The sequence below is a fragment of the Nocardia cyriacigeorgica genome, from assembly GCF_005863245.1.
Lineage (GTDB): Bacteria > Actinomycetota > Actinomycetes > Mycobacteriales > Mycobacteriaceae > Nocardia > Nocardia cyriacigeorgica_C.
In genome coordinates this window covers 150661-173316 of the sequence record NZ_VBUT01000007.1, presented here as the reverse complement: position 1 = coordinate 173316, position 22656 = coordinate 150661, and the positions used below count along the sequence as shown (strand labels likewise).

At 70.1% G+C, this 22656-nt stretch carries 22 protein-coding genes; 10 read left to right on the top strand and 12 right to left on the bottom strand.

Annotated elements, in window-relative coordinates:
• The first annotated feature begins 204 nt into the window (after positions 1 to 204).
• From FEK34_RS19140 to FEK34_RS19125, 4 genes are all read left to right on the top strand, one after another.
• Positions 205 to 2631: an AAA family ATPase gene (locus tag FEK34_RS19140; RefSeq protein WP_138449434.1), complete on the top strand. Its 2427-nt coding sequence runs from the start codon at positions 205 to 207 to the stop codon at positions 2629 to 2631.
• Between the two features lie 113 nt (positions 2632 to 2744).
• The gene (locus FEK34_RS19135) at positions 2745 to 3113 is read left to right on the top strand and encodes a hypothetical protein (protein WP_138449432.1); all 369 of its coding nucleotides are present in this window, start codon (positions 2745 to 2747) and stop codon (positions 3111 to 3113) included.
• 76 nt (positions 3114 to 3189) lie between these two features.
• Positions 3190 to 3582, top strand: coding sequence for a YchJ family protein (locus FEK34_RS19130; protein WP_249359388.1), 393 nt, complete (start codon positions 3190 to 3192; stop codon positions 3580 to 3582).
• Positions 3583 to 3619: 37 nt separating this feature from the next.
• Positions 3620 to 3895, top strand: coding sequence for a SelT/SelW/SelH family protein (locus FEK34_RS19125; protein ID WP_036539236.1), 276 nt, complete (start codon positions 3620 to 3622; stop codon positions 3893 to 3895).
• Between the two features lie 12 nt (positions 3896 to 3907).
• On the opposite strand, the gene FEK34_RS19120 is transcribed toward FEK34_RS19125, so the two are convergent.
• Positions 3908 to 4126, bottom strand: coding sequence for an FmdB family zinc ribbon protein (locus FEK34_RS19120; RefSeq protein ID WP_104359927.1), 219 nt, complete (start codon positions 4124 to 4126; stop codon positions 3908 to 3910).
• Positions 4127 to 4299: 173 nt separating this feature from the next.
• Here FEK34_RS19120 and FEK34_RS19115 point away from each other — a divergent pair, with 173 nt between their 5' ends.
• Positions 4300 to 5868, top strand: coding sequence for a carboxylesterase/lipase family protein (locus FEK34_RS19115; protein WP_432760966.1), 1569 nt, complete (start codon positions 4300 to 4302; stop codon positions 5866 to 5868).
• A gap of 51 nt (positions 5869 to 5919) precedes the next feature.
• Here FEK34_RS19115 and FEK34_RS19110 read toward each other — a convergent pair whose 3' ends face one another.
• From FEK34_RS19110 to FEK34_RS19100, 3 genes are all read right to left on the bottom strand, one after another.
• The gene (locus FEK34_RS19110; RefSeq protein WP_138449430.1) at positions 5920 to 7224 is read right to left on the bottom strand and encodes a cytochrome P450; all 1305 of its coding nucleotides are present in this window, start codon (positions 7222 to 7224) and stop codon (positions 5920 to 5922) included.
• 125 nt (positions 7225 to 7349) lie between these two features.
• Positions 7350 to 8072, bottom strand: a complete 723-nt coding sequence (locus tag FEK34_RS19105) for a TIGR03089 family protein (RefSeq protein ID WP_138449868.1) — start codon at positions 8070 to 8072, stop codon at positions 7350 to 7352.
• A gap of 39 nt (positions 8073 to 8111) precedes the next feature.
• Positions 8112 to 9572, bottom strand: a complete 1461-nt coding sequence (locus tag FEK34_RS19100) for an LCP family protein (protein WP_171048284.1) — start codon at positions 9570 to 9572, stop codon at positions 8112 to 8114.
• A gap of 203 nt (positions 9573 to 9775) precedes the next feature.
• Between FEK34_RS19100 and rfbD the strand changes: the two genes are divergently transcribed.
• Genes rfbD through FEK34_RS19085 form a run of 3 tightly spaced genes read left to right on the top strand, consistent with a single transcriptional unit; the run spans position 9776 to position 12691 of the window.
• Positions 9776 to 10672 carry a dTDP-4-dehydrorhamnose reductase gene (rfbD, locus tag FEK34_RS19095; RefSeq protein WP_138449427.1) on the top strand — a complete coding sequence of 299 codons (897 nt, stop codon included), beginning with the start codon at positions 9776 to 9778 and terminating at the stop codon, positions 10670 to 10672.
• A complete protein-coding gene (locus tag FEK34_RS19090; RefSeq protein WP_171048283.1) occupies positions 10669 to 11568 on the top strand; it encodes a glycosyltransferase family 2 protein in 900 nt (299 codons plus the stop codon). Before rfbD ends, FEK34_RS19090 begins: the two co-directional genes overlap by 4 nt.
• Before the next feature lie 43 nt (positions 11569 to 11611).
• Complete coding sequence (locus FEK34_RS19085; protein ID WP_138449425.1) at positions 11612 to 12691, top strand: sugar phosphate nucleotidyltransferase; 1080 nt, start codon at positions 11612 to 11614, stop codon at positions 12689 to 12691.
• 1 nt (position 12692) lies between these two features.
• Here FEK34_RS19085 and FEK34_RS19080 read toward each other — a convergent pair whose 3' ends face one another.
• Positions 12693 to 12905 carry a DUF4287 domain-containing protein gene (locus tag FEK34_RS19080; protein WP_138449423.1) on the bottom strand — a complete coding sequence of 71 codons (213 nt, stop codon included), beginning with the start codon at positions 12903 to 12905 and terminating at the stop codon, positions 12693 to 12695.
• Between the two features lie 193 nt (positions 12906 to 13098).
• Here FEK34_RS19080 and FEK34_RS19075 point away from each other — a divergent pair, with 193 nt between their 5' ends.
• Together FEK34_RS19075 and FEK34_RS19070 are read left to right on the top strand one after the other, a co-directional pair.
• Complete coding sequence (locus FEK34_RS19075) at positions 13099 to 14565, top strand: phytoene desaturase family protein (protein ID WP_138449422.1); 1467 nt, start codon at positions 13099 to 13101, stop codon at positions 14563 to 14565.
• Between the two features lie 101 nt (positions 14566 to 14666).
• The gene (locus FEK34_RS19070; RefSeq protein WP_138449419.1) at positions 14667 to 15740 is read left to right on the top strand and encodes an HtaA domain-containing protein; all 1074 of its coding nucleotides are present in this window, start codon (positions 14667 to 14669) and stop codon (positions 15738 to 15740) included.
• A 62-nt stretch (positions 15741 to 15802) separates the two neighbouring features.
• On the opposite strand, the gene FEK34_RS19065 is transcribed toward FEK34_RS19070, so the two are convergent.
• The 7 genes from FEK34_RS19065 to FEK34_RS30065 form a co-directional block, all read right to left on the bottom strand.
• Positions 15803 to 16723, bottom strand: a complete 921-nt coding sequence (locus tag FEK34_RS19065; RefSeq protein WP_138449417.1) for a cation diffusion facilitator family transporter — start codon at positions 16721 to 16723, stop codon at positions 15803 to 15805.
• A gap of 174 nt (positions 16724 to 16897) precedes the next feature.
• The gene (gene manA, locus FEK34_RS19060; protein WP_138449415.1) at positions 16898 to 18118 is read right to left on the bottom strand and encodes a mannose-6-phosphate isomerase, class I; all 1221 of its coding nucleotides are present in this window, start codon (positions 18116 to 18118) and stop codon (positions 16898 to 16900) included.
• The gene (locus FEK34_RS19055; RefSeq protein ID WP_138449413.1) at positions 18118 to 19341 is read right to left on the bottom strand and encodes a tobH protein; all 1224 of its coding nucleotides are present in this window, start codon (positions 19339 to 19341) and stop codon (positions 18118 to 18120) included. The genes manA and FEK34_RS19055 overlap by 1 nt, the downstream gene beginning before the upstream one ends.
• 235 nt (positions 19342 to 19576) lie before the next feature.
• The gene (locus FEK34_RS19050) at positions 19577 to 20953 is read right to left on the bottom strand and encodes a phosphomannomutase/phosphoglucomutase (protein WP_138449411.1); all 1377 of its coding nucleotides are present in this window, start codon (positions 20951 to 20953) and stop codon (positions 19577 to 19579) included.
• Positions 20954 to 21021: 68 nt separating this feature from the next.
• Positions 21022 to 21402 (bottom strand): DUF3499 domain-containing protein, encoded by a 381-nt coding sequence (locus tag FEK34_RS19045; protein ID WP_036539183.1) that lies wholly within the window; start codon positions 21400 to 21402, stop codon positions 21022 to 21024.
• A 141-nt stretch (positions 21403 to 21543) separates the two neighbouring features.
• The gene (locus FEK34_RS19040; protein WP_165448897.1) at positions 21544 to 22023 is read right to left on the bottom strand and encodes a metallopeptidase family protein; all 480 of its coding nucleotides are present in this window, start codon (positions 22021 to 22023) and stop codon (positions 21544 to 21546) included.
• Positions 22024 to 22115: 92 nt separating this feature from the next.
• Positions 22116 to 22349 carry a WhiB family transcriptional regulator gene (locus FEK34_RS30065; RefSeq protein WP_029901515.1) on the bottom strand — a complete coding sequence of 78 codons (234 nt, stop codon included), beginning with the start codon at positions 22347 to 22349 and terminating at the stop codon, positions 22116 to 22118.
• Positions 22350 to 22656 lie beyond the last annotated feature (307 nt).

Sequence of the window (22656 nt, the reverse complement as noted above, 5' to 3'; positions counted from 1 at the left end):
CTGGCGAGGGGTGGACATCGGAGCGCAGCCCCGCGTTTCGATGGCCAATTCCATCCCCGCGGGCAGTTTCTCGTCTGTGCCTGTACCTCAACTACGTCTGTGCCTGCGCCCGGCTATCGGGTAGCGTTTCGGACAGCTTTCGTACAGTGCGACCGCGCGCGGGGTGGAGGATGCGCCGCGGTTCGGTGGTGCAGGGGGTGGTGTATGCGCACGAATTCCGAGACCGGCACGGGGAGTCGGCACGCGCCCCAGCTGGCCGAGCTGGTCATGCGGCGGCTCGAATCCGATCCCGCGGTCACCGCGGATATCGCGCACACCGTGCTGACGGCTCTCGGCGATCTCGAATCGAGCGAATCCACAGCGGAATTCGGCGCCACGGGCATTTTCCTGCGCGCGATCCGAGTGCGCGGGTTCCGTGGGATCGGCGCCGAGACCACCCTGGAGCTGGCGCCAGGTCCCGGCCTGACCTTGGTGGTCGGCCGCAACGGCAGCGGCAAATCCAGTTTCGCCGAGGCCGCGGAACTGGCGCTGACCGGCGGCAACCGGCGTTGGGACGGCCGGTCGGCGGCCTGGCGCGAGGGCTGGCGCAATCTGCACGAACCCGAATCCACGCGTATCGAACTGGAATTGCTCGCCGGTGGCGAGCAGCCCGAACTCACCGTTGTCAAGGAATGGGCACCGGGCGCCGCGCTGTCGGAGGCGCAGTGGACCCAGCGCACGGCCGCGGGCCGGGCGCCGTTCCCGGCGCGCCGCTGGTCGGTGCCGCTCGAGCTGTATCGCCCGTTCCTGTCCTACAGCGAGCTGGGTGCGCTGGTCGACGGCAAACCGAGCGAATTGTTCGACGCGCTGCATCAACTGCTCGGTCTCGATGAACTCACCGTCGCGCAGGAGACCATCCGGATGCGGCGTCTCGAGCTCGAACGTGCCGCCCGCGACTCCCGCCAGGAACGTCTCGAACTGCTCGCCGACCTGGCCGCCGTGGCCGACGACCGCGCCATCCGGATGACCGAATTGCTGCGCCCACCCGCGCCGGATCTGGCAGCGGTGGAAGCCGAACTGTTCGGCACCGATCCGGGTGGCGAACCCGAGGGCCTGCGCGCCATCGTGCGACTGCGGTTGCCGTCGGAGGCCGAGGTCGCCGAGGTCGCCGCCCGGCTGGCCGAATGCGGCACCGCGCTCGACCGCGACTCCACGGCCGACGCCGAGGCCGATCTGCGCATCCTCGACCTGCTCACCCGCGCCCGTGAGCACGCCGCGCGCACCGGTGCGTGCCCGTGTCCGGTGTGCGGACAGGGCAGTCTCGACCAGCAGTGGTCCCAGGCCGCCGAGGCCTCCATCGCCCAGCTGAGCGAGCGCGTCGCCGCGCTGGCCGGCGCCCGCAGCGAACTGAGCGAGGCGTTGCGGGCGGCCCGATCGCTGCCGGAGCAGATACCGGCGGAACTGGCCTTCGATCCGCGCAACCCACCCACCGTCGATACGGCGGCGGCCCGGCGGGCCTGGTCGGAATGGGCGGCGCTCACCAATGCCGAATACACCCCGGAGCTGCCCGGCCGGTTGCTGGCCGCGCACGCGCGCCTGGTCGACGAGCTCGACTTCCTGCAGCAGGGCACCCGCAAGGAACTCGACCGGCTCGACGAGGTCTGGGCGCCGCTGACCCCGCGCATCGCCGCCTGGCTCGACGGCGCCCGCGCGGTGGCCGCGCACGCGGACGAGCTGCGCACGGTGCGCAAGGCCGAAGAGTGGCTCAAGGCGGCCACCGCCGGCCTGCGCGGGGAACGGATGGCGCCGCTGGAGACGACGGCGCGCTGGGTGTGGCACAGCCTGCGCCAGCAGAGCAACGTCGAACTGGGCGGCATCCGGCTGCAAGGCAATGTGAACACCGCGCGGCGGGTCCTGCTCGATGTCACCGTCGACGACGTGGACGGCGCCGCGCTCGGGGTGATGAGCCAGGGCGAGCTGCACGCCTTGGGGCTGTCGCTGTTCCTGCCCCGCGCGACCGTGGAGGACAGCCCGTTCCGTTTCGTCATGATCGACGATCCGGTGCAGGCAATGGACCCGGCCAAGGTCGACGGGCTGGCCCGGGTGCTGGCGACGGTGGCCTGGACCCGGCAGGTGGTGGTGTTCACCCATGACGAGCGGCTGGCCGAAGCGGTGCGGCGGATGCAGATCGATGCCAGGGTGCTCGAGGTGCAGCGGCGCGAGCGTTCCCGGGTCGAGGTGCGGGTGTCCGGCGATCCGGTGCTGCGCTATCTCGACGACGCCCGCGCGCTCACCCGCACCCCGCAGCTGCCGCCCGCGATCGCCGACGAACTCGTCGCCACCTGCTGCCGGTCGGCGCTGGAAGCGGCGAGCCTGGCCCGGGCACGGCGCAAGCTGCTCGCCGACGGCGTCGACCACCGTGAGGTGCAGCGGCTCATCGATACCGCACAGTCGACCAGGGCCATGGTGGCGCTCGCGGTCCTCGGCCCGTCGGGACGCATCGAAGACCTGGGCAAACACCTTGCCCGCGAAGGAAAATGGGCCGTCGCGGCACTCCGCGACGCCACCGCGGGCGCGCATGTGCCGATCGGGCGCAGCATGCAGGAGCTGATCGCCGATACCGAAAAGCTCGTCGACTGGCTGGCGCGATGAGCGAGGACGGCGCTCCCGCCCGGCGCCGGCGTCGTCGTGGGACGCGTGGCAAAGGCGGGCGATCGCAGCGGCCCCGCCCGCACGGTCCGCCCCGCGACGAGTTCCCCGCAGGCGTGGACCGTCCGAGCGTCGCCGAGCGGCTGGCCGCCGTCGACGGGCTGCTCGACGGCACCGTCACCGACGCGGGTGGGCTGTGGTCGCGGGCGACGGCGTGGATTCTGCGGATCGCACTGGAACAGGTCGTCGACGAGCTGTGGATGCGGGTGGCGCCGGAGTTGATGCGCTGCCCCATGCGCGCCCAATTACTGGCCCTGCGCACCTTTGCCGGCCCGTTCACCGCCGCGCGGATCGCGACACTGTGGTCGGCGCTGTCGCATGCGGCCCACCATCACGACTACGAACTCGCGCCTGCCGTCATCGAGCTGCGGCGCTGGCGTGAGGAGACCGCGCGCATCGCCGACGAACTCGCCGCGATCGGATGAGCACGGGACTGTCCGCCGGGCGGCAGCCGGTTCCCCGGTCGGGCGCGGATGGCGGCGGGTGAGCATGATCGATGTCATGGATCAGACGCAGCCATGTCCGTGCCGGCGCGGTGAACCCTTCGGCAGCTGCTGCGGGCCGATACTGGCCGGTGAGCGCGAGGCGCCGACCGCCGAGGCGCTGATGCGCTCGCGCTACACCGCCTTCGCTGTCGGTGACATCGACTATCTGCGCCGGACCTGGCATCGGCGCACCCGCCCGGCCATCCTCGAACTCGACCCGGACCAGCGCTGGCTGTTCCTCGAGATCCAGCGCACCGATCGTGGCGGCCCCTTCGACGACACCGGCACGGTCGAGTTCACCGCGCACTACCGCGACGGCGCCGGCGGCCGCGGTGCCCTGCACGAGGTCAGCCGCTTCGTGCGCGAGGACGGACACTGGGTCTACCTCGACGGCGACGTCAGCGCCTGATCGCCCGGTAGCCGCCGGCCCCGGTAGTGTTCGCCGCATGCCACGTGTCGCGATTGAGTACTGCACCCAGTGCCGCTGGCTGCTGCGCGCGAGCTGGATGGCGCAGGAACTGCTGAGTACCTTCGCCACCGAACTCGGCGAGGTCGCCCTGATCCCGGGGACCGGCGGCGTCTTCCGGATCACCGTCGACGGCGAGCAGATCTGGGAACGCAAGGCCGACGGCGGTTTCCCCGATATCGCGGTGCTCAAGCAGCGGGTGCGTGACCGGGTGGCCCCGGACCGCGACCTCGGACACGTCGACCGCCGCGACTGAAGGTGCGCGGCCTCAGCCGCAGCAGCCGCCTCCACAGCACCCACCGGCGGGGCGCGGGGCGGCGACGGGCGCGGGTGCGGCGGCCCGGCCGACGGTTGCGAAGGTGGTGAGCAGTTTGACGGTGTCGTCGTGCCCGTTCGGGCAGGCGGCGGGCGCAGACGCCTCGGCCATCGGACGGTTCACCTCGAACGTGTCACCGCAACTGCGACACCGAAAGTTGTAACTCGGCATGGGCCGAGTGTAGCGAGCAGGTGACCCAGCAGACATTCGCCGCGGAATAGCCCGCTGAGCTGCACCGCCGACGCGCCGGGCGCGACGCGCCGTCACATGGTTCGCTTCGGTCACCACGGGTGTCATGAACACCGTCGTACCCTCGATAGACAGAGGTATGAGGAGGGTCCGCGATGAGCACTGAGTTGATGCGAGCGACGGCCGCCCAGGACGAGTCCGGGCCGGTGGCCGAGACCGAATACGGCCGGGTGCGCGGTGTGCGCGACGGCGGTGTGCTCGTCTGGCGCGGTGTTCCCTACGCCGCCGCACCCGCAGGCCCGCACCGGTTCTCCCTGCCCCGTCCACCGCAGACATGGGACGGCGTCCGCGACACCGTCGAGCCCGGTGAGATCGCGCCGCAGAACATGGACAACACCGTTCCCATCGACAAGGGCCTGCGGATGGGGGAGGACTGTCTGTGGCTCAATGTCTTCGCTCCGGCGGGCACCGATGACGGCCCGCACCCGGTCATGGTGTGGTTGCACGGTGGCGCGTACTGCCTTGGCACCGCGGCGCAGGGCATCTACGACGGTCGCAAACTGGTCGAGACCGGCGATGTGGTGGTGGTGACCGTCAACTACCGCATCGGGGCACTCGGCTTCCTGGATCTGTCGTCGCTGTCGCCGGATTTCGTGCCCAATCTCGGCCTGCACGATCAGCTGTTCGCGCTGGAGTGGGTGCAGCGCAATATCGCCGCGTTCGGCGGCGACCCGGACAACGTCACCCTGTTCGGTGAATCCTCGGGCGGCGGTTGCGTGACCGCGCTGCTCACCGCGCCCCGCGCGGCCGGGCTGTTCCATCGCGCGATCGCGCAGAGTCCGCCCGCGACAACGGTTTTCGGCCGGGAACGCGCCGCCGGTGTTGCCGAGCGGTTCCTGGAGCTGATCGACCTGCCCCGCGAGCGCGCCGGCGAACTGCTGGAATGTCCGATCGACCGGATCATCGACGCGGCCGCGATCTTGATCGATGAGGTGCCGATCCAGGCCCCCGGGACCTTGGCCGCGGCCCCGGTGGTCGACGGCGATCTGCTGCCAGGGTATCCGACCGACCGTTTCCGCGACGGGCTTTCGCACCGGGTGCCGCTGATCATCGGCACCAACAAGGACGAGGCGTCGCTGTTCCGGCTGTTCCGCTCGCCGATCATGCCGGTCACCCCGGAAGCGGTGAACGCCATGCTCAACGGGGTGCAGGAAAGTCACCCGGGGATGTCGCACGAACGCATCGCCGAGATCACCTCCGCCTACCCCGATCTGGCCAAGCCGCGCGGCGCGCTGGCCATGTCCACCGATGCCGCGTTCCGGATGCCCGCGCACTGGGTGGCCGATACCCATTCCCGGCATTCGCGCACCTGGATGTACCGGTTCGACCATGCCACTCCGATGTTGAAGGCAGCGCGGGTCGGGGCCGGGCATGCCACCGAATTGCCCTATGTCTTCGGTAATTTCGGCACCTTCAACCACGATCCGACGTTCTGGCTCGGCGGCCGCAAGGTGGCCTCCGAGGTCTCCGGACGAATGATGCGGCGCTGGCTGGCCTTCGCCCACCATGGCGTGCCCGCCGCGCTCGACGGGTCCAAGCATTGGCCGCCTTATCACGAGCAGACCCGCACCACCCTGCTCATCGACGCCGTCGACCGCGTCGTCGACGACCCTGACCACGACCTGCACACCGCCTGGGGCGAGCAGGCGGTCGGCTTCGCCTGAGCGGTGCCCAGGCGGGCCATCCCCACCCCGGCCCGCCCGGGCACCGGCTGCTCAGACGCCGGTGTGCTGTGGGCTGCGCGCCCGCGGGCCCAGATTCACCGGCATCTGCTCGTATCCGTGCAGCGTGAACAGCTGCCTGCGGCGCGGCGGGCCTTCCAGTCGAAGCTCGGGGAAACGCTCGAACAGCGCGCGCAGGGCGTAGGTGCCTTCCATCCGGGCCAGGCTGGCGCCCAGACAGACGTGGATGCCGCTGCTGAAGGTGAGATGGTCCTTGGCGTTGGCCCGGGCGATGTCGAAGCGGGCCGGATCCTCGAAGACCGCTGGATCACGGTTGGCGCCTGCCAGCGACAGCACGATCGTTGCGCCGGCTCGCAGCGGCACGCCCTCGAATTCGAGGTCCGCGATGGCGGTGCGCGCCGTGGTCTGCACGGGCGGATCGAAGCGCAGCACTTCCTCCACCGCGTTCGGCCACAGCTCGGGTTCCTCGCGGAGCCGGGCGAGTTGTTCCGGGTGGGCGAGCAGTTGGCCGACGCCGTTGCTGATCAGGTTGACCGTGGTTTCGAAGCCCGCGCCCATGAGCAGGCTCGCGGTCGCGATCAGTTCCTCGGTGTTCAATTCGCCGGCGGTGACGAGGGAGCTGAGGATGTCATCGCCCGGGTTTCGGCGCAGGCGCTCGATGTGCTCGATCAGATAGTGGTTCATGAAGTGGGTGGCGTCCATGGCGTTCTGGTGGGCCCGCCAGGAGATCCCCAGGTCCAGCAGTGGCGTCATCCGGTCGCCCCAGCGCAGGAACATCTCTCGGTCCGCGTCCGGGAAGCCGAGCATTTCGGAGATGATCGCGATCGGCACCTGCGCGGCATAGGCCTGCACCAGATCGGCGGAGCCGTGCGCGGGCAGGGCGTCGAGCAGCTCGGTGGTGACGCTCTCGACCCGATCGCGCAGCTTGCCGATGGCGCGCGGGGTGAACGCCGAGGACACCGGTTTACGCATCCTCGTGTGCTCGGGCGGGTCGATCACCAGCATCGACGGCGGCTCCACCGGATTGGGTGGGATCGGGAAATGCTTGGCCAACCGCTGTAGGGGTCCGGGAACGAAGCTCTCGGGTGCGCGCACGCCGAACCGATTGTCACGCAGGATGGCTCGGCTCAGCCCGTGGTCGAAGGTGACCCACGACAGCGCGGCGCGCTGTAGCCCGCCCGCACCGCGTAACTGTTCGATCAGCGGATAGGGATCGTCCACCCCGACGGGCCCGCCCATCAACTGCGCGAACGCATCGCCGCGGCGCGCCTGCGTCCGCAGGATCGCGCGTGGCGCACCGTGCACCGACAACCACCGGAACAAATACTGCGGCTTCATCTCTCACCCGACCCCATCGTCTGATGTGTGTGTGCGATATCACCACGGTACGGAACCGGCGCAGCGGCGGGAACGTCCCAGAGTCGGACAATCGACCTATACCACGGTAGGAGCCGGGGCCGGTCTCAGCCGCGCAGCGCGGTCACCCGTTCGGTCTCCACGCGCCGCTCACGCAGCGCCGGGTCCGGATTGACGACCTGGACCAGCGAGGCCCCGGCGGCGAGAACCGCGACGAAACCGTCGATGAGCTCGGCGGGGGTATCCCACGGGGTGCTCGACAGCACCCGATCGCCCTCGGAGAAGCCTTGCCGCAGCGCCGAAGTGCGCGCCTCGGCGAGTACCTCCGACACCGACATCCCGTCCAGCGCCACGCCGATGCCCCCGGGCAGGAACTGGTCGCCGTGCACGCGGACCGAGGTGGCGAAATCGGTGACGCCGATCGGCAGATCGCGCACCGGCGCACCCATCGGATCCAGCGACAGCACCGCGACCTCGCCCGCGCCGTCGGTGTCGTCGAGCCGGTCGACGGTGGACAGGGCCAGGTCGGCGTCCGGGTCCGGATGCAACACCACCTCGGTGCCCGCCCACCAGCAGCCGAGCAGCACCGCCGCGGTCTGCCAGTGCGCGGGCAGCAGCACCGCCACCCGCGCGCCGGGGGTGAGCCCGAATTCGTCGCGCACCAGGTTGGCGGTCTTGGCCGCCCAGTTGGCCAGCGTGAGCCCGGACAGTTCGATCCTGGCCCCGGTGGCATCGTCGTAGTAGGTGACGCGCGGACCCGCGGGTTCGCGCGCGAGGATCGGGTCGAGCACCGCCTCGGTGAGGGTCAGTGCTTGCTCGAGATCACGCATCGGCTGGTTCACGCTCACTGGCTGTTGGCTGCGCGGTGGCTAATTCACGCATGTCGGTCCGTTCTTGCCTGCATCGATCGGCGGAGCGGGCGGTACGGGGGTGGCGGAGGTCGACGGAGTGTCGAAGTCGAACATGCTGCCCGCCTCCGACCCGGGACCAGAATAGTCGCTCGCCAGCACCACGCTCACCGTATCCGGTGCAACCGTCTCGTCGGCGAGCACCGTCAGGCCGCCCAGCGCCTCGGCCACCGCTTTGGCCTTCGGGTCCGAGGTCGAGGCCGCGAGCACCCGGCTGCTGGTGACGGGGTCGCCGGAGTAATTGTCCACCTCGCCCTGCTGGAAGCCCTTGGCGCTCAAGGCCTGAGATACCTGACCGGCCAGACCGCCGACCAGGCTCGCGTTGAACACGTTGACCGTGACCGACGACGGTGTGACGGCGGGCGTCTCGGGTTCCTCACTCTCCTCGCCGACCAGCGAGGCCACATACGACTTGACCGCTTTCGGCTCCACCCGCACCACCGATTCGCCGTCGGGGGAGGTGCCGTTGAGGTCGGCCACCGGGATGGTCTCGAAGGTGACCTTGCCGCCGGTCAGGTCCTGGAGTTGTTGCAGAAATGCCAGCACATCCCAGTCCTCGTCGAGCACGATCGTGCGGCCGACGGCCTCACTCAACTCGCTGAGCCTGCCGGGATTGCTCAAGGTGTCCTTGCTGAGCACCTGCTGCACCAGCTGGGCCATGAACACCTGCTGGCGCACGATACGGTCCAGGTCGCCGCGCGGCAGGTCGTGTCGCTGACGGACGAAACTCAGCGCGCGCGGGCCGTCGAGGCGCTGTCTGCCCGCCGGGAACGAGGCGCCCGACATCCATTCGTCGACCGGATTGTTCAGGCAGACGTCCACTCCGCCGACGGCGTCGGTGAGCAGCACGAACCCGAGCAGGCTCACCTCGGCGTAATGGTCGACGGTGATGCCGGTCAGCCCGGCGACCGTCTTGACCAGCGCCTGACGGCCCGCCTGGGTGGACTTGCGTTCGGCCTCGTCCTCGGCGACGCCCTCGTCCAGCAGTTCCTGCTGTTCCTGCTGCTTGGTGATGCCATAGGCGGAGTTGATCTTGCCCTTGCCGAGGCCCGGGATGTCGACGTAGGAGTCGCGGGGGATGGAGATGGCCGTCGCGGAGCTGCCGTCGTTGGGGACCCGGACCAGCACGATGGTGTCGGTGTTGGTGCCGATCTCGTCGCCGGCGTGCAGCATGGCGCGCTCGGCGTCGGTCAGCGGGTTGCCGTGCGCGTCGGTGCGCGAATCGACGCCGACCAGCAGGATGTCGACCGCGCCGTCACGACCGCCGCCCAGGCCCAGATCGGAGATGCGTTCGATATTGGAGATGAGGCTGTCCACGCTGCGCCAGGCCAGGCCGGTGACCACCAGCACCAGCACAGCGATCACGGCCACCAGCGCACGCATCGGGCCGAACGAACCCGGTTCCCATTCCGTGCGGGACATCGGTGCGCCACCCCCACTTGCCGCCCTGCGCTGCGCCACCTGCAGTCCTCTCCACCCCGTCGGGTCCGCTCGACGGACCCGGCGATCGATTCCAGTCCTTTCGACTCAGCGTCGCTCATGACACCCAGCCCCATCACGAGGCTAACCAACGGCAACGGTGGTGGAGCCGAACCGCTGGTGTCACGGCGTGCCAGACTGACCGCATGAGCGCCGCTACACCGCCGGAAACGCCCGCCGACCCCGCCCTGGCCGAGCGCTTGGTCGTCACCGGCGCCGGCGGGCTGCTCGGCCACGAGTTGCGGCGGTTCGCGCCCGCCGCGCGTGCGTTCGGTCACCGCGACCTCGATATCACCGACGCCGGCGCCGTCCGCGCGATCGTCGGCCCAGGTGACGTGATCATCAACTGCGCCGCCTTCACCGACGTCGACGCCGCCGAATCCGAGCGGACCGCGGCCTTCGCGGCCAACGAGACGGGCCCCGCGGTGCTGGCGGCGGCGTGCGCCGAGGTGGGCGCGCGGCTGATCCATATCTCCACCGACTACGTCTTCGACGGCACCGCGACCCGGCCTTACGAGACCACCGACCTCACCGCGCCCGTGTCGGTCTACGGACAGTCGAAACTGGCCGGCGAACACGCGGTACTGGACTCTGCCGCGCAGGCGCACGTGGTCCGCACGTCCTGGGTGTTCCGCGCGGCGGGCGCCGACTTCGTGGCGACGATGCTGAAGCTGGAACGCGAACGCGACACCATCGACGTAGTCGACGACCAGCTCAGCTGCCCCACCTACGGCGGCGATCTGGCGCTCGGCCTGCTGGAACTGGCGCGCACACCGCAGGCTCCGCGGCTGCTGCACGCCACCAATGCCGGTACCGCGAGCCGGTTCGATCTGGCCCAGGCGGTCTTCGCCGGGGTCGGCGCCGATCCGCAGCGGGTGCGGCCCTGCGATTCCTCGAAATTCCCCAGACCCGCTCGGCGCCCGGCGTATTCGGTGCTGTCGGGCGCGTCCTGGGCCGATGCCGGCCTGACGCCGCTGCGGGATTGGCGCTCGGCGCTCGACGACGCGCTGCGCCGCCGCTCCAGTTACGCTGGACCGCTGTGAGCCCCTCCGATTCCACGGGTCAGCCGAGCCTGGCCGTCGTCACGGTCACCTACTCGCCCGGCGAGCACCTCGAGCACTTCATCAGCACGCTGGCCACCGCTACCGCGGAAAAGCCGCAGGTGATCCTGGCCGACAACGGGTCGGTCGACGGTGTGCCGGAAATGGTGGCCGAGGCCAATTCGCATGTGCGGCTGCTACGCACCGGAGGCAATATCGGTTACGGCGGCGCCATCAACCGGGCCGTCGCCGAACTGGACCCGTCGATCGAATTCATCGTCATCTCCAATCCGGACATCCGCTGGGGCAACGACGCCATCGATGAGCTGCTGGCCGCCGCGCAGCGCTGGCCGCGTGCCGGTGCGCTCGGCCCGATGGTGCGGGAACCGGACGGCAGCATCTACCCGTCCGCGCGTTCGGTGCCGGGCCTGCTCGACGGCGCCGGTCACGCCATTCTCGGTTCCATCTGGAAGTCCAACCCCTGGACCGTGCGCTACCGGCAGGAGAACGAGCAGATCTCCGAACGCAGCGTCGGCTGGCTGTCCGGGTCGTGCCTGCTGGTGCGCCGCGCCGCGTTCGACGCCATCGACGGCTTCGATTCGCGCTACTTCATGTACATGGAGGACGTCGACTTCGGCGACCGGATGGGCCGCGCGGGCTGGCACAACGTCTTCGTGCCCACCGCCGAGGTCACCCACGCCAAGGGGCACGCCGCGGGCAGGCATCCCGAGCTGATGCTGCCCGCCCACCACGCCAGCGCCTACCGCTTCCAGGCCGACCGGCATCCGCACTGGTGGCAGGCCCCGTTGCGGCTGGCGCTGCGGGTCGGACTTGCGGTTCGCTCCCGGATTGCGGTTCGATCTGCGCTGCGCGCGAAGGCGCGCGACGAAGCTTCGTGAGTGCACCGCTCGCGGACGATCCACTGTGAACAGAGGACCCTCGATGTCAGGACATTCAGGCACCGACGCCGTGATTCTGGTCGGCGGTCAGGGGACGCGGCTGCGTCCGCTGACCCTGTCGGCACCCAAGCCGATGCTGCCCACCGCGGGTCTGCCGTTCCTGACCCACCTGCTGGCCCGGATCGCCGAAGCGGGCATCACCCACGTGGTGCTGGGCACCTCGTTCAAGGCCGAAGTCTTCGAGGAACACTTCGGTGACGGCGCCGACCTCGGCCTCGAGATCGAATACGTCACCGAGACCGAGCCGCTGGGCACCGGCGGCGGCATCCGCAATGTGCTGCCCAAGCTGCGCGCGGACAACGTCATGGTGTTCAACGGCGACGTCCTCGGCGGCACCGATCTCGGCGCGATCCTCGACACGCACGAGTCCACCAAGGCCGACGTCACGCTGCATCTGGTGCGGGTGAGCGATCCGCGGGCCTTCGGTTGCGTGCCGACCGACGAGAACGGCCGGGTCACCGCGTTCCTGGAGAAGACCCAGGATCCGCCGACCGACCAGATCAATGCCGGTTGCTACGTGTTCCGGCGCGAGTACATCGAGAAGATCCCGTCCGGGCGTCCGGTGTCGGTGGAGCGTGAGGTGTTCCCGGCGCTGCTGACCGAGGGTGCCAGGGTGCAGGGGCATGTCGACACCTCGTACTGGCGGGATATGGGCACCCCGGAAGATTTCGTGCGCGGCTCGGCGGATCTGGTGCGCGGCATCGCGCCTTCGCCCGCCCTGCCGGGTCAGCGCGGTGAATCGCTGGTGCATCAGGGTGCGGGTGTGGCGCCGGGTGCGCTGCTCATCGGCGGCACCGTGGTCGGCCGCGGCGCCGAGGTCGGTGCCGGTGCCCGCCTCGACGGTGCGGTGTTGTTCGACGGCGCCCGGGTGGAGGCCGGGGCGACCGTCGAGCGTTCGATCATCGGCTTCGGTGCCCGGATCGGCCCGCGGGCGCTGGTCCGCGACGCCGTCATCGGTGACGGCGCCAGCGTCGGCGCCCGCTGCGAGCTGCTGCGTGGTGCGCGGGTCTGGCCCGGGGTGGAGATCCCCGACGGCGGGATCCGCTTCTCCACCGACGTCTGAGTCAGGACGCCCACTTCTCCGGGTGCAGGAAATGCTGGGTGATGGCGTTGGCGTGGCCGTGCCCGAAGCCGTGCTCGGTCTTCAGCCAGTCGACCAGCTCCTTGTGCGAGGCGCGGCCCGATTCGGCCATCGCGGTCTTCCACTCGTCGATGCCGCGGCCGTACTTGGCCTCGATGGAGGGGAAGTAGGACGCGGGGCCGTGCGGTTTGGTCATCGGATCTCCTGATCGTTCTCGCATGGTCGTGCTATTCGTACAGACGGCTGCGGCGGCTCGGAAATCATCGCCGCCCGGACGTGTCGCCGGTCACACCGAATCTGTACACGCCGATTGGAATTGCCTCGGCGCTCGTACCAGGACGTGAACCTGCCGACAGCGCGCGCCCCGCGACGCACGGCACAATCGGGAGATGGCTGATGTCGTGGTGGTGGGGTCCGGTCCCAACGGGCTGGCGGCGGCGGTGGTGCTCGCGCGGGCCGGGCTGTCGGTCGAGGTGTACGAGGCGCAGGACACCGCCGGCGGGGGGTGCCGGACCGCCGAGGTGACGCTGCCCGGCTTCCATCACGACACCTGCGCCGGCGCGCATCCGATGGCGTTGGCCTCGCCGTTCTTCCGAGCGTTCGATCTCGCCGAGCACGGCGTGGAGCTGCTGACGCCGGAGGCGTCCTACGCGCATCCCCTCGCCGGCGGGCGGGCGGGGGTCGCCTGGCGCGATCTCGAGCGCACGGTCGACGGGCTGGGCGAGGACGGCCGGGCGTGGCGTTCGCTGTTCGAACCGCTGGTGCGGGACTGGCCGCAGGTGGTGGATCTGGCCATGTCGGATATGCGGCACGTGCCCGCGCTGTCGCCGACCGCCGTGCGGTTCGGGCTGCGCATGCTCGAACAGGGCTCGCCGCTGTGGAATGTCCGGTTCGAGGGGGAGCAGGCGCCTGCGCTGCTGTCGGGTGTGGCAGCGCACGCGATCACTGAACCGCGCGCCCTGCCCGCCGTCGGGGCGGGACTGTTGCTCGGCACGCTCGCCCACGCCGGCGGCTGGGTGATCCCGCGCGGCGGCAGCCAAGCCATCGTCGACGCGCTGATCGGCGAGCTCGAGCGGCTGGGCGGGCGGGTGATCACCGGGCATCGGGTCGATTCGCTGGCGGAGTTCGAACATGCCCGCGCGATCGTCCTCGATACCGCGCCCACCGAACTGCTGCGCCTGGGCGGGGAGCGCCTGCCGGACCGCTACCGGCGCAAGCTCGGCCGGTTCCGCTACGGCGGCGCGGCGTGCAAGATCGATTTCGCGCTCTCGGGCCCGGTGCCCTGGCAGGCCGAGGGCTGCGCGTCGGCCGGGACCTTGCATCTGATCGGCACCCGCGAGGATGCGATGGCGGCGGAACGGGCCGTCGCCGCCGGGCGACACGCCGAGCGGCCCTATGTGCTGTCCATCCAGCCCGGCGTGGTGGACCCGAGCCGTGCGCCCGAAGGCAAACACACCTTCTACACCTACGCCCATGTTCCCAACGGGTCCGATCGCGATATCAGTGACGCCGTGATCGCGCAGGTCGAACGGTTCGCCCCCGGCTTCCGCGATCTGATCCTCGCGACCAATGTGCGCACGGCCGCGCAGATGCCCGCGCACAACGCCAACTATGTCGGCGGCGATATCTCCGCCGGCGCGATGAACCTGCGCCAGACCGCCTTCCGCCCGCTGGCGCGCTGGAACCCGTACGCCACTCCGCTGCCCGGCGTGTACCTGTGCTCGTCGTCGACCCCGCCCGGTCCCGGAGTGCACGGCATGTCCGGCCTGCACGCCGCCCAGCACGTACTGCGTTCGCGCTTCGGTGTACGCCGCGATCCGCTGGAGTTGCTGCGCTCGACGGCAGGGGGCGCCTGACGCCGTCCGTCCGAAGCGTTCGGTGACCATGGCGGAGGTCACGCCGGTAGGGGCCGAACGCCCCTACGACGACCGATCCCTCACGTCATAGATTCGCAGGTGTGAGAACAACACTGCTGGCGGTCGTCGCCGTCGCCGCGGTCGCGGGCACCGGGGCTGTCGTCGGCGTCGCGCCCACCGCCACCGCCCAGCCCGCGCCCGCGATCGAGCTGTTCACCGCCGACGGCCGGACTCCGCTGGCCGATACGGCCGTCCACGTCGGTGACACCATCGTCGTCAAGGGCCGCGGTTTCGATCCGGAGGCCAACACCTCCGGTCTGCCGGTACCGGTCCCGCCCGGAGTACCGCACGGCACCTTCGTCACCTTCGGCGCCTTCGCCCCGCAGTGGCGGCCCTCCGAAGGCGCGCCGACCAGTGCGCGCGCCGCGCAACGGTCGGCGGTGCAGTGGGTGCTGTCGAGATCGGCGCTGGACCGGGTGCCAAGCGCACCGCTCGATTTCCAGCGCACCATCCGCCACCAGTGGGTCGAACTCGAGCCCGACGGCGAGTTCACCGCGACCCTGCGGGTGGCGCTGCCCGAGCAGATCCCCGCCGGCGCGCGCTTCGGCGTCTACACCTACGGCGCGGCCGAGGCGGTCAACCCGGCCCAGGAGCTGGCCGCACCGGTGGTGTTCGATCCGGCGCCCGGCCCGAACGCCCCCGCACCGCCTCCGCGGGATCTGCGCTGGGCCTTCGCCCCGGACTTCGAATCCACCGTCACCGATACCCTCCAGGGCACCCTGGCCGGTTCCGGCGGCGCAGGCGTCCACGACGACGGCAGCCTCGGATTCACCTTCGACTCCGCCGATCTCGACGCGGCCGGTTACGGCACGCTGCGCTACCGTGGCACCGTCGTCGCCGCGACCCGCTTCCATCTCGGCGAGATCGCCATCGCGAACCCCTGGATCGAATTCACCCGCGAGGGCACCTGGTTGTCGGCCGAGACCTCGACCTCCGACACCGTCGGCGCCGATTCGCTGGCCCGCACGCGGGTGGCCCGCCTGGACACCGGCCCGGCCCCGGGCGCAACGCAGTGGACCGCGGTACCCGCGCGTTTCGAGCCGACGCTGCGGCCGACCTCGCTACTGCCATACGCGAATACTCAGGCCGCGCCGGTCAGCTTCCACATCGGCTGAGCGCTACCGACAGCGCCCCTCCACGGCGGCTGCGGTGGAGGGGCGCTCATCTCTGGGATCGGTCAGGCCGGCTGCGTCCGGTACAGGTCGGGCTCCAGATAGATCACCCGTGCGGACGGCACGGCGGCCCGCACTCGCGCCTCCGCATCGTCGATCGCGGTCGCGATGGCGCCGATGTCGAGGCCGGGGGTGATGGCGACCTTCGCGGCCACCAGCAGCTCCTCCGGGCCCATGTACTGGGTCTTGAGGTGGATGATGCGGTCGATGCGCTCCCCGTCGACCAGGTTGGCGCGGATGGCCCGGTCCTCCTCGGGGGTGGCGCCCTCACCGATGAGCAGGCTCTGCATCTCGATGATCAGCACGATGGCGATCACGCCGAGCAGCCCGCCGATGGCCAGGGTGCCGATGCCGTCGAAGATCGCGTTGTCGGTGATCATGGTCAGGCCGACGCCCGCGAGGGCGAAGACCAGGCCGACCAGTGCGCCGGTGTCCTCGAGCAGCACCACCGGCAGCTCCGGGCTGCGCGAGTTGCGGATGAAGCGCCACCAGCTGGCCTGTCCCTTGAGCGGACGCGATTCGCGCACGGCGGTGGTGAAACTGTAGGTCTCCAGGCCGATCGCGATCACCAGGATGGCGACAGCGACCAGCGGTGAACTCAGGTCCTCCGGATGCTGGATCTTGTGGATGCCCTCGTAGATCGCATACACCGAGCCGAGGGTGAACAGCACCAGCGCGACGACGAAGGAGTAGAAGTAGCGATTGCGCCCATAGCCGAACTGGTGCAGCTCATCGGCCTCTTTCTCGGCGCGGCGCTGACCGAGCAGCAGCAGGCCCTGGTTGGAGGTGTCGGCCACCGAGTGCACACCCTCGGCCAGCATGGACGCCGATCCGGTGATCGCCGCACCGACGAACTTGGCCACCGCGATGCCCGCGTTCGCCAGCAACGCGGCGACAATCGCCTTCTTCCCACCACTAGCCGACATCCGGCCGCCCTCCTGTTCGATGTGCCGCACCGTCGCCGTGGTGCGCCGTCGGATTCCGATCGGTCCTTGCCGGACCGGACCGGGCCGCGAAACAGACTATGCGAGTCGCTCGCCGCGCGCTGCCGGAGGATCCGGATAGCGGGCCCGATGCGCCGGCTCGCCTCGGCGAACCGGTCAGGGCGCCCCGCCGACGCAGGCGCAGAACACCTGGGCCGGGCCGTCGGCGGCCTGCGCGCGGACGTCGCTGTCGGCGGCCGAGATCCAGGCCGCGGCACCGCGTTCGAGCACCAACTCCGATCCGCCCTGGAACAGGCGCACCGAACCCGCCGTGCACAACACGATGCCGGGACCGGCCTCGGTGAGCGGAACCAGCGCCGAACCGGCGGTCAGATCGAAACGCCGCAGCGCGAATTCCGGCGCGGGCGTGCGGTAGCGCACCGATCCGTCACCGGCCGGTTCGGGCAGCACGATCGGCAGGTCGATCGGCTCGAAATCCAAGACCCGCAACAACTCCGGGACATCGACGTGCTTGGGCGTGAGGCCGCCGCGCAGCACGTTGTCGGAGTTGGCCATGATCTCCACGCCGAGCCCGCGCAGGTAGGCGTGCAGGTTGCCGGCGTCGAGGAACAGGGCCTGGCCGGGTTCCAGGGTCAACCGGTTGAGCAGCAGCGCGGCCAGCACCCCCGCATCGCCCGGATAGTTCTCGGCCAGTTCCAGCGCGGTCCTGGCCTCGGCGGCGAACTTGCGTTTGCGACTGGACAGATAGCGCACGCAGCCGTCGAGTACTTGCGGCAGCAGCGTGGCCAGCACGTTCTGCGGCAGCGTGATCCAGGTGGTGAACAGGGTGCGCAGCCCGGCCGAATCCGGTTGGGCGGCGAGCAGATCCGCGTACGACTCCAGGGCCGCGACATCGAGCGCGCGCAGCAATTCCACCGTACGTTTCGGTTCGCGGAATCCGGCCAGCGCCTCGAACCGGTCCAGCGCCACCACCAGTTCCGGCTTGTGGTTCTCGTCGCGGTAGTTGCGCATCGGCGAATCCAGCGGCACCCCGGCCTGGTTCTCCCGGTGGAAGCCGGCCGCGGCCTGCGCGGAACTGGGATGGGCCTGCAGTGACAACGGCTCCTCGGCGGCGAGGATCTTGAGCAGGAACGGCAGCCGGCCACCGAATTCCGGTGCGGCCGGACCGAGTTCCCGATCCGGATCGGCCGAGACCAGTTCCAGCAGTGACGTGGTCGAGCCGTTGCCGATCCGCACCTGCGCCGGGTCGGCGGGATGGGCGCCGAACCACAATTCGGCTTCCGGATGTGCCGAGGGGACCGGACGACCGCACAGCTTGGCGAGCGAGGTGCGCGAGCCCCATGCGTAAGAGCGCAGCGCACCGACGAGTTCGTGCACTAGTAGCGTCCCCCGTCGAACTGGTCCGAGCCGAACTGTTCGGGGGCCGCACCGGTGGTGACCTCGCGGTTACCGATCAGGCGCAGGTAGGCGGCGGTCATTTCGAGCCGAAGCGCGAGCACGGCGAGACGTTCCAGGTCGCCGCCGCGCACGGTGGCCTCGCCCTCGGATTCCTCCGGCTTCGGGGCCGCCGGATCGGTGAGATCGCTGCGCAGCAGGTCGAGGTCGGCGGCGACCAGGTCGGCGTCGACCAGGCCGGAACCGGCGCCGGAGAAAATGGCGAGTTTGCGGCGCGCGGCCACCTCGTCGGGGTCGGTGCTGAGCACCAGCACCCGCATCCGCTCGACCGGGGCCGGACCGTCGAGCTGCTCGTCATGGAACAGCGGGTCGTAGTCGGGGGCGGATTCGCCGGTCGCGGCGACCATGCGCGGCTGCGCGGCGACAGCACCGGCGAGATCGACCGCGGTGGCGATGCGCCCCGCCGACTGCAACAGCACCTCGGCGGCGTGGCCCGCGAGTTCGGTGGCGGCGGGGGAGTCGCCTGCAAGGACGAGCGCACGCTGCTGCATCCGGGTGGCCAGGGTCTTGGCCGGATTGCGGAAGGCCTCGTGCTGGGGGCCGTCGCGTAGCGCCTCGGCATCCACCAGATCGGCCAGATCGCCCAGCGCGGGTAGCGACGGCGCACTGCGCGCGGGATCGATCGCCCGCAAGACCGCGATACCGATCGCGAGATAACGCAGCAGCCGGTTGTGATCGCGGACCGGCAGCCGCGGCGAGAGCAGCACCGAGCGGCCTGCGGCGACCGCGCGCAGCGGACCCTCGTGCGGTGCGGCCACGATGACTTCCGCGCCGCGGCGCTGGGCCCGGTCGACGGCGTCGACGAGCCGGGGATCGCCGGCGTCATCGCCCGCGACAACCACGACATCGAGCGGACCGACCCACGGCGGTACCGCGACGACGGGCACGATCGGCAGCCCGGCCTGATCGCCGAGCGCGGTGATCAGCAGCCGCGCCGCGCGAGTAGCCCGGCCGGGACCACAGACGAAGACCAGACTGCGTGGGCGCAGACCGTCCAGCCGCTCCAGGATGCCCTCGTCGACGGCGGCCGCGGTGGCGCGGATCTGGGCGCCACCGGATGCGGCCGAGCGCAGGGCGCCGCCGCTGTCGGCTGCCTCGAGCGACTCCGCGTCGTCGAGGTCGAGCACCGGTGTTCCAGCGATCATCGGGCGTCCCACCTCCCCTCATCGCGCTGTGTTCGCCGTCGGCCCGCACCCTTCGATGTGCTGCCCACCGGGACCGTGCCACTCCGGATGGGGCCGGGCGAATCCAAGGTCTGTGCTTCCACTATTCCAGTCGGGAACCGACTATGCCCGGGATCCAGGGTTGGGAAGATCGCTCCGCCCGTACGCTCGAATCCCGAGCGTGTGATTCCTTTCCTTAGTAATTCCACTATCCCAGTCAGGACCTGACGATGCTCAGGATCTCGGTTACGAGTGCGTCTACTTCCTCCGGCGATCTGGCTTCGACGTTGAGACGAAGTAGCGGTTCGGTATTGGAGGCGCGCAGGTTGAACCACGCGTGGTCGGGCAGGTACACGGTGACGCCGTCGAGGCGGTCCACCGACACCACCCGGTCGGCGAAGGCGTCCAGTACCGCGCCGGTGCGTTCGGCGGCGTCGTCGACGGTGGAGTTGATCTCGCCGGAGGCCGCGTAGCTGTTGTAGGAGGCCATCAGCTCCGAGACCGGGCGGTCCTTCTCGCCGAGCGCGGCCAGCACGTGCAGTGCGGCCAGCATGCCGGAGTCGGCGCCCCAGAAATCCCGGAAGTAGTAGTGCGCGGAATGCTCGCCGCCGAACACCGCGCCGGTGGCCGCCATCTGCTGCTTGATGAACGAGTGGCCCACCCGGGTGCGCACCGGGGTGCCGCCCAGTTCGGTGACCAGCTCGGGCACCGCGCGCGAGGTGATCAGGTTGTGGATGATCACCGCGCCCGGCTCCTTGCCGAGTTCGCGTTCGGCGACCAGCGCCGTGATCGCCGACGGCGAGACCGGGTCACCGTTCTCGTCCACCACGAAGCAGCGGTCGGCGTCGCCGTCGAAGGCCAGACCGATATCGGCGCCGCTGCTGCGGACCAGCCGCTGGAGGTCGAGCAGGTTCTTCGGGTCGAGCGGGTTGGCCTCGTGATTGGGGAAGCTGCCGTCGAGTTCGAAGTACAGCGGCACGATCTTCACCTGCGCCAGGGTGCCGAGCACCGCGGGCACGGTGTGGCCGCCCATGCCGTTGCCCGCGTCCACGGCGATCGTCAGCGGGCGGATGCCGGACAGGTCGACCAGTTCGCGCAGGAAGCCGGCGTAGTCGTCGAGCAGGTCGGTCTCGGTAGCGCTGCCGCGGGGGCCGTCGTAGCCGGGTACGCCCGCGGTCACCTCGGCCGCGATGGTCGCCAGGCCGGTGTCCTGGCCCACCGGTAGCGCCTTGGCGCGGCACAGCTTGATGCCGTTGTACTGGGCCGGGTTGTGGCTGGCGGTGAACATCGCGCCGGGGCAGTCCAGCTTGCCGGAGGCGAAGTAGAGCTGGTCGGTGGAGGCCAGGCCGATGTGCACCACATCGAGGCCCTGCCCGAGCACGCCCTCGGCGAAGGCGGCCGCCAGTTCGGGGGAGGAGTCGCGCATATCGTGTCCGATGACGATGCGCCGCGCGTTCTCGGCGCGCATCAGCCGCGCGAACGAAGCGCCTACGTCGGAGACGAATTCGGCGTCGATCTGGTCACCGACCACACCGCGGACGTCGTAGGCCTTGATCACCGCGTTCACGAAATCGGCAGAGCGGGCGACTGTCATAGCGAACACCCTAGTGCCCGGCGGGTGTGGCGCTCACATGGTCCCGGCGATTGCCCGCGGGCACGGTCTCAGCTGGGCGGATCCGGCAGCACACGCAGATGTCCGCGGCGCCCGGTGCGGGTGGTGCGCGGCGGCGGAGGCGTGTAGTCGCGGTAGCCGCGCTGGTCGGGTTCGGGCGGACGGCGGCGTAGTCCGGCCTCGCGGACCGCCTCGGCCAGTGCGGTCAGATCGTCGTCGTCGGGTGTGCTGGAGGAGAATCCGCCTTCGTGCCGGACCATGTCCCAGCCCTTGGGGGCGGTGATGCGCGAGGCGTGGGTCTCGCAGAGGTCCCAGGAGTGGGGTTCGGCTACCGTCGCGAGCGGACCGACCACCGCGGTGGAGTCCGAGTAGACATAGGTGAGCGTCGCGACGGCCGGATTCTTGCAACCTGGTCGGCAGCAACGACGCATGGGAATCACGCCAGTGAGAGTAACCCCCTTGACGGCCGGGGGTGGGCAGACACGCTCAGTGAATCCCGTCCCATCGGCGCGTCGTGCGTCACTCGGCCGGGGTCGGCGCGGGATTTCCGGGCCGCTCCACCCAGCCGGGAGTCAGTTCGGTTCGGGATCGATGACGTCCGGATCGACGCCGAGATAGGTGGCGATCTGCTGGACCAGGACCTCGCGCAGCAGATCCACGAGATCGTCCGGATCGCCGGCCCGCAGCTCGAGCGGTTTGCGGAACAGCACCACGCGAGCGCGGATGGGGGTGCCGTGCCGGTCGACGCCGGCCGGGATGAGCCGCGACAGCGGCACCGGTCCGTCGGCTACCACCTCGTCCGGCCAGGTGACCGAATCAGGGTGCAGCGGACGGATTTTCGGCACATCGTCGACGGCGATATCGAGCTTGGTGAGCCGGTCGTGCCACCGCGAATCCAGCGGAGCGAACGCCTCGAGCACCAGGCGGTCGAACTTCTGCCCGCGGGTGCGCCAGGCGGGGACCGTCGGCGGCAGCATCGGCCCGCGTACCCCGCGGCCACGGCGGGTCACCGACCGGGCTGTCGGGGGACGACGATTGCGCGAACGTGCCATACCGCAAACGTTAGTCAGGTGCGGTTGCCCACCTCGGCCCGCCCCGGCCGCAGGCGCCGAGGCGGGCCGGCCGGGACCTTGCCGGTCGTTGCTCAGCCGATGCCGCGCTTGAGCCTGCGGCGCTCGCGTTCGGACAAACCGCCCCAGATGCCGAAGCGTTCATCGTGTGCGAGTGCGTATTCCAGGCACTCGTCCCGAACCTCGCAGCCCATGCAGATCCGTTTCGCCTCGCGGGTCGAGCCGCCCTTCTCGGGGAAGAACGCCTCCGGATCGGTCTGCGCGCACAGGGCACGTTCCTGCCACTGTTCTTCGATCGACTCGAACATCTCGTCGAAACCCGGCACGACCAAGCTGAGTCGGGGCGCCGAGTCTCGCTCACCCCCCTCGTGGTCCTTCCACCCGGCCTCTGCGCAGACGCTACGTGCTGCGCCTGCCGTGGAATCGGTTTGCGATACGCCGCCCGGCATGCCCGAAGGGGCCAGCTCATTGGCCATCGCTCCGCCTCCTCACTGTGTGTTAGCGCAGAATGCTTCTTTCCGCCGGACCAACACGCCTACCGACGGCACTACTCCGCGACGTTGTCTCGCGGACATCCCCGAGCATGCCGTCCCGTTCGAACATTCGTTCGAAAAA

Excerpts from the sequence above, each read along its gene's own strand:
- FEK34_RS19140 (WP_138449434.1), top strand. The coding sequence starts at position 205 with ATGCGCACGAATTCCGAGACCGGCACGGGGAGTCGGCACGCGCCCCAG.
- FEK34_RS19045 (WP_036539183.1), bottom strand. The coding sequence starts at position 21,402 with ATGCGTCGTTGCTGCCGACCAGGTTGCAAGAATCCGGCCGTCGCGACG.
- FEK34_RS19100 (WP_171048284.1), bottom strand. The coding sequence starts at position 9,572 with ATGTCCCGCACGGAATGGGAACCGGGTTCGTTCGGCCCGATGCGTGCG.
- FEK34_RS19080 (WP_138449423.1), bottom strand. The coding sequence starts at position 12,905 with ATGACCAAACCGCACGGCCCCGCGTCCTACTTCCCCTCCATCGAGGCC.
- FEK34_RS19105 (WP_138449868.1), bottom strand. The coding sequence starts at position 8,072 with ATGCGTGATCTCGAGCAAGCACTGACCCTCACCGAGGCGGTGCTCGAC.
- FEK34_RS19065 (WP_138449417.1), bottom strand. The coding sequence starts at position 16,723 with ATGTCGGCTAGTGGTGGGAAGAAGGCGATTGTCGCCGCGTTGCTGGCG.
- rfbD (WP_138449427.1), top strand. The coding sequence starts at position 9,776 with ATGAGCGCCGCTACACCGCCGGAAACGCCCGCCGACCCCGCCCTGGCC.
- FEK34_RS19125 (WP_036539236.1), top strand. The coding sequence starts at position 3,620 with ATGCCACGTGTCGCGATTGAGTACTGCACCCAGTGCCGCTGGCTGCTG.
- FEK34_RS19075 (WP_138449422.1), top strand. The coding sequence starts at position 13,099 with ATGGCTGATGTCGTGGTGGTGGGGTCCGGTCCCAACGGGCTGGCGGCG.
- FEK34_RS19085 (WP_138449425.1), top strand. The coding sequence starts at position 11,612 with ATGTCAGGACATTCAGGCACCGACGCCGTGATTCTGGTCGGCGGTCAG.
- FEK34_RS19115 (WP_432760966.1), top strand. The coding sequence starts at position 4,300 with ATGAGCACTGAGTTGATGCGAGCGACGGCCGCCCAGGACGAGTCCGGG.
- FEK34_RS19050 (WP_138449411.1), bottom strand. The coding sequence starts at position 20,953 with ATGACAGTCGCCCGCTCTGCCGATTTCGTGAACGCGGTGATCAAGGCC.
- FEK34_RS30065 (WP_029901515.1), bottom strand. The coding sequence starts at position 22,349 with ATGTTCGAGTCGATCGAAGAACAGTGGCAGGAACGTGCCCTGTGCGCG.
- FEK34_RS19055 (WP_138449413.1), bottom strand. The coding sequence starts at position 19,341 with ATGATCGCTGGAACACCGGTGCTCGACCTCGACGACGCGGAGTCGCTC.
- FEK34_RS19120 (WP_104359927.1), bottom strand. The coding sequence starts at position 4,126 with ATGCCGAGTTACAACTTTCGGTGTCGCAGTTGCGGTGACACGTTCGAG.
- FEK34_RS19040 (WP_165448897.1), bottom strand. The coding sequence starts at position 22,023 with ATGGCACGTTCGCGCAATCGTCGTCCCCCGACAGCCCGGTCGGTGACC.
- FEK34_RS19130 (WP_249359388.1), top strand. The coding sequence starts at position 3,190 with ATGGATCAGACGCAGCCATGTCCGTGCCGGCGCGGTGAACCCTTCGGC.
- FEK34_RS19110 (WP_138449430.1), bottom strand. The coding sequence starts at position 7,224 with ATGAAGCCGCAGTATTTGTTCCGGTGGTTGTCGGTGCACGGTGCGCCA.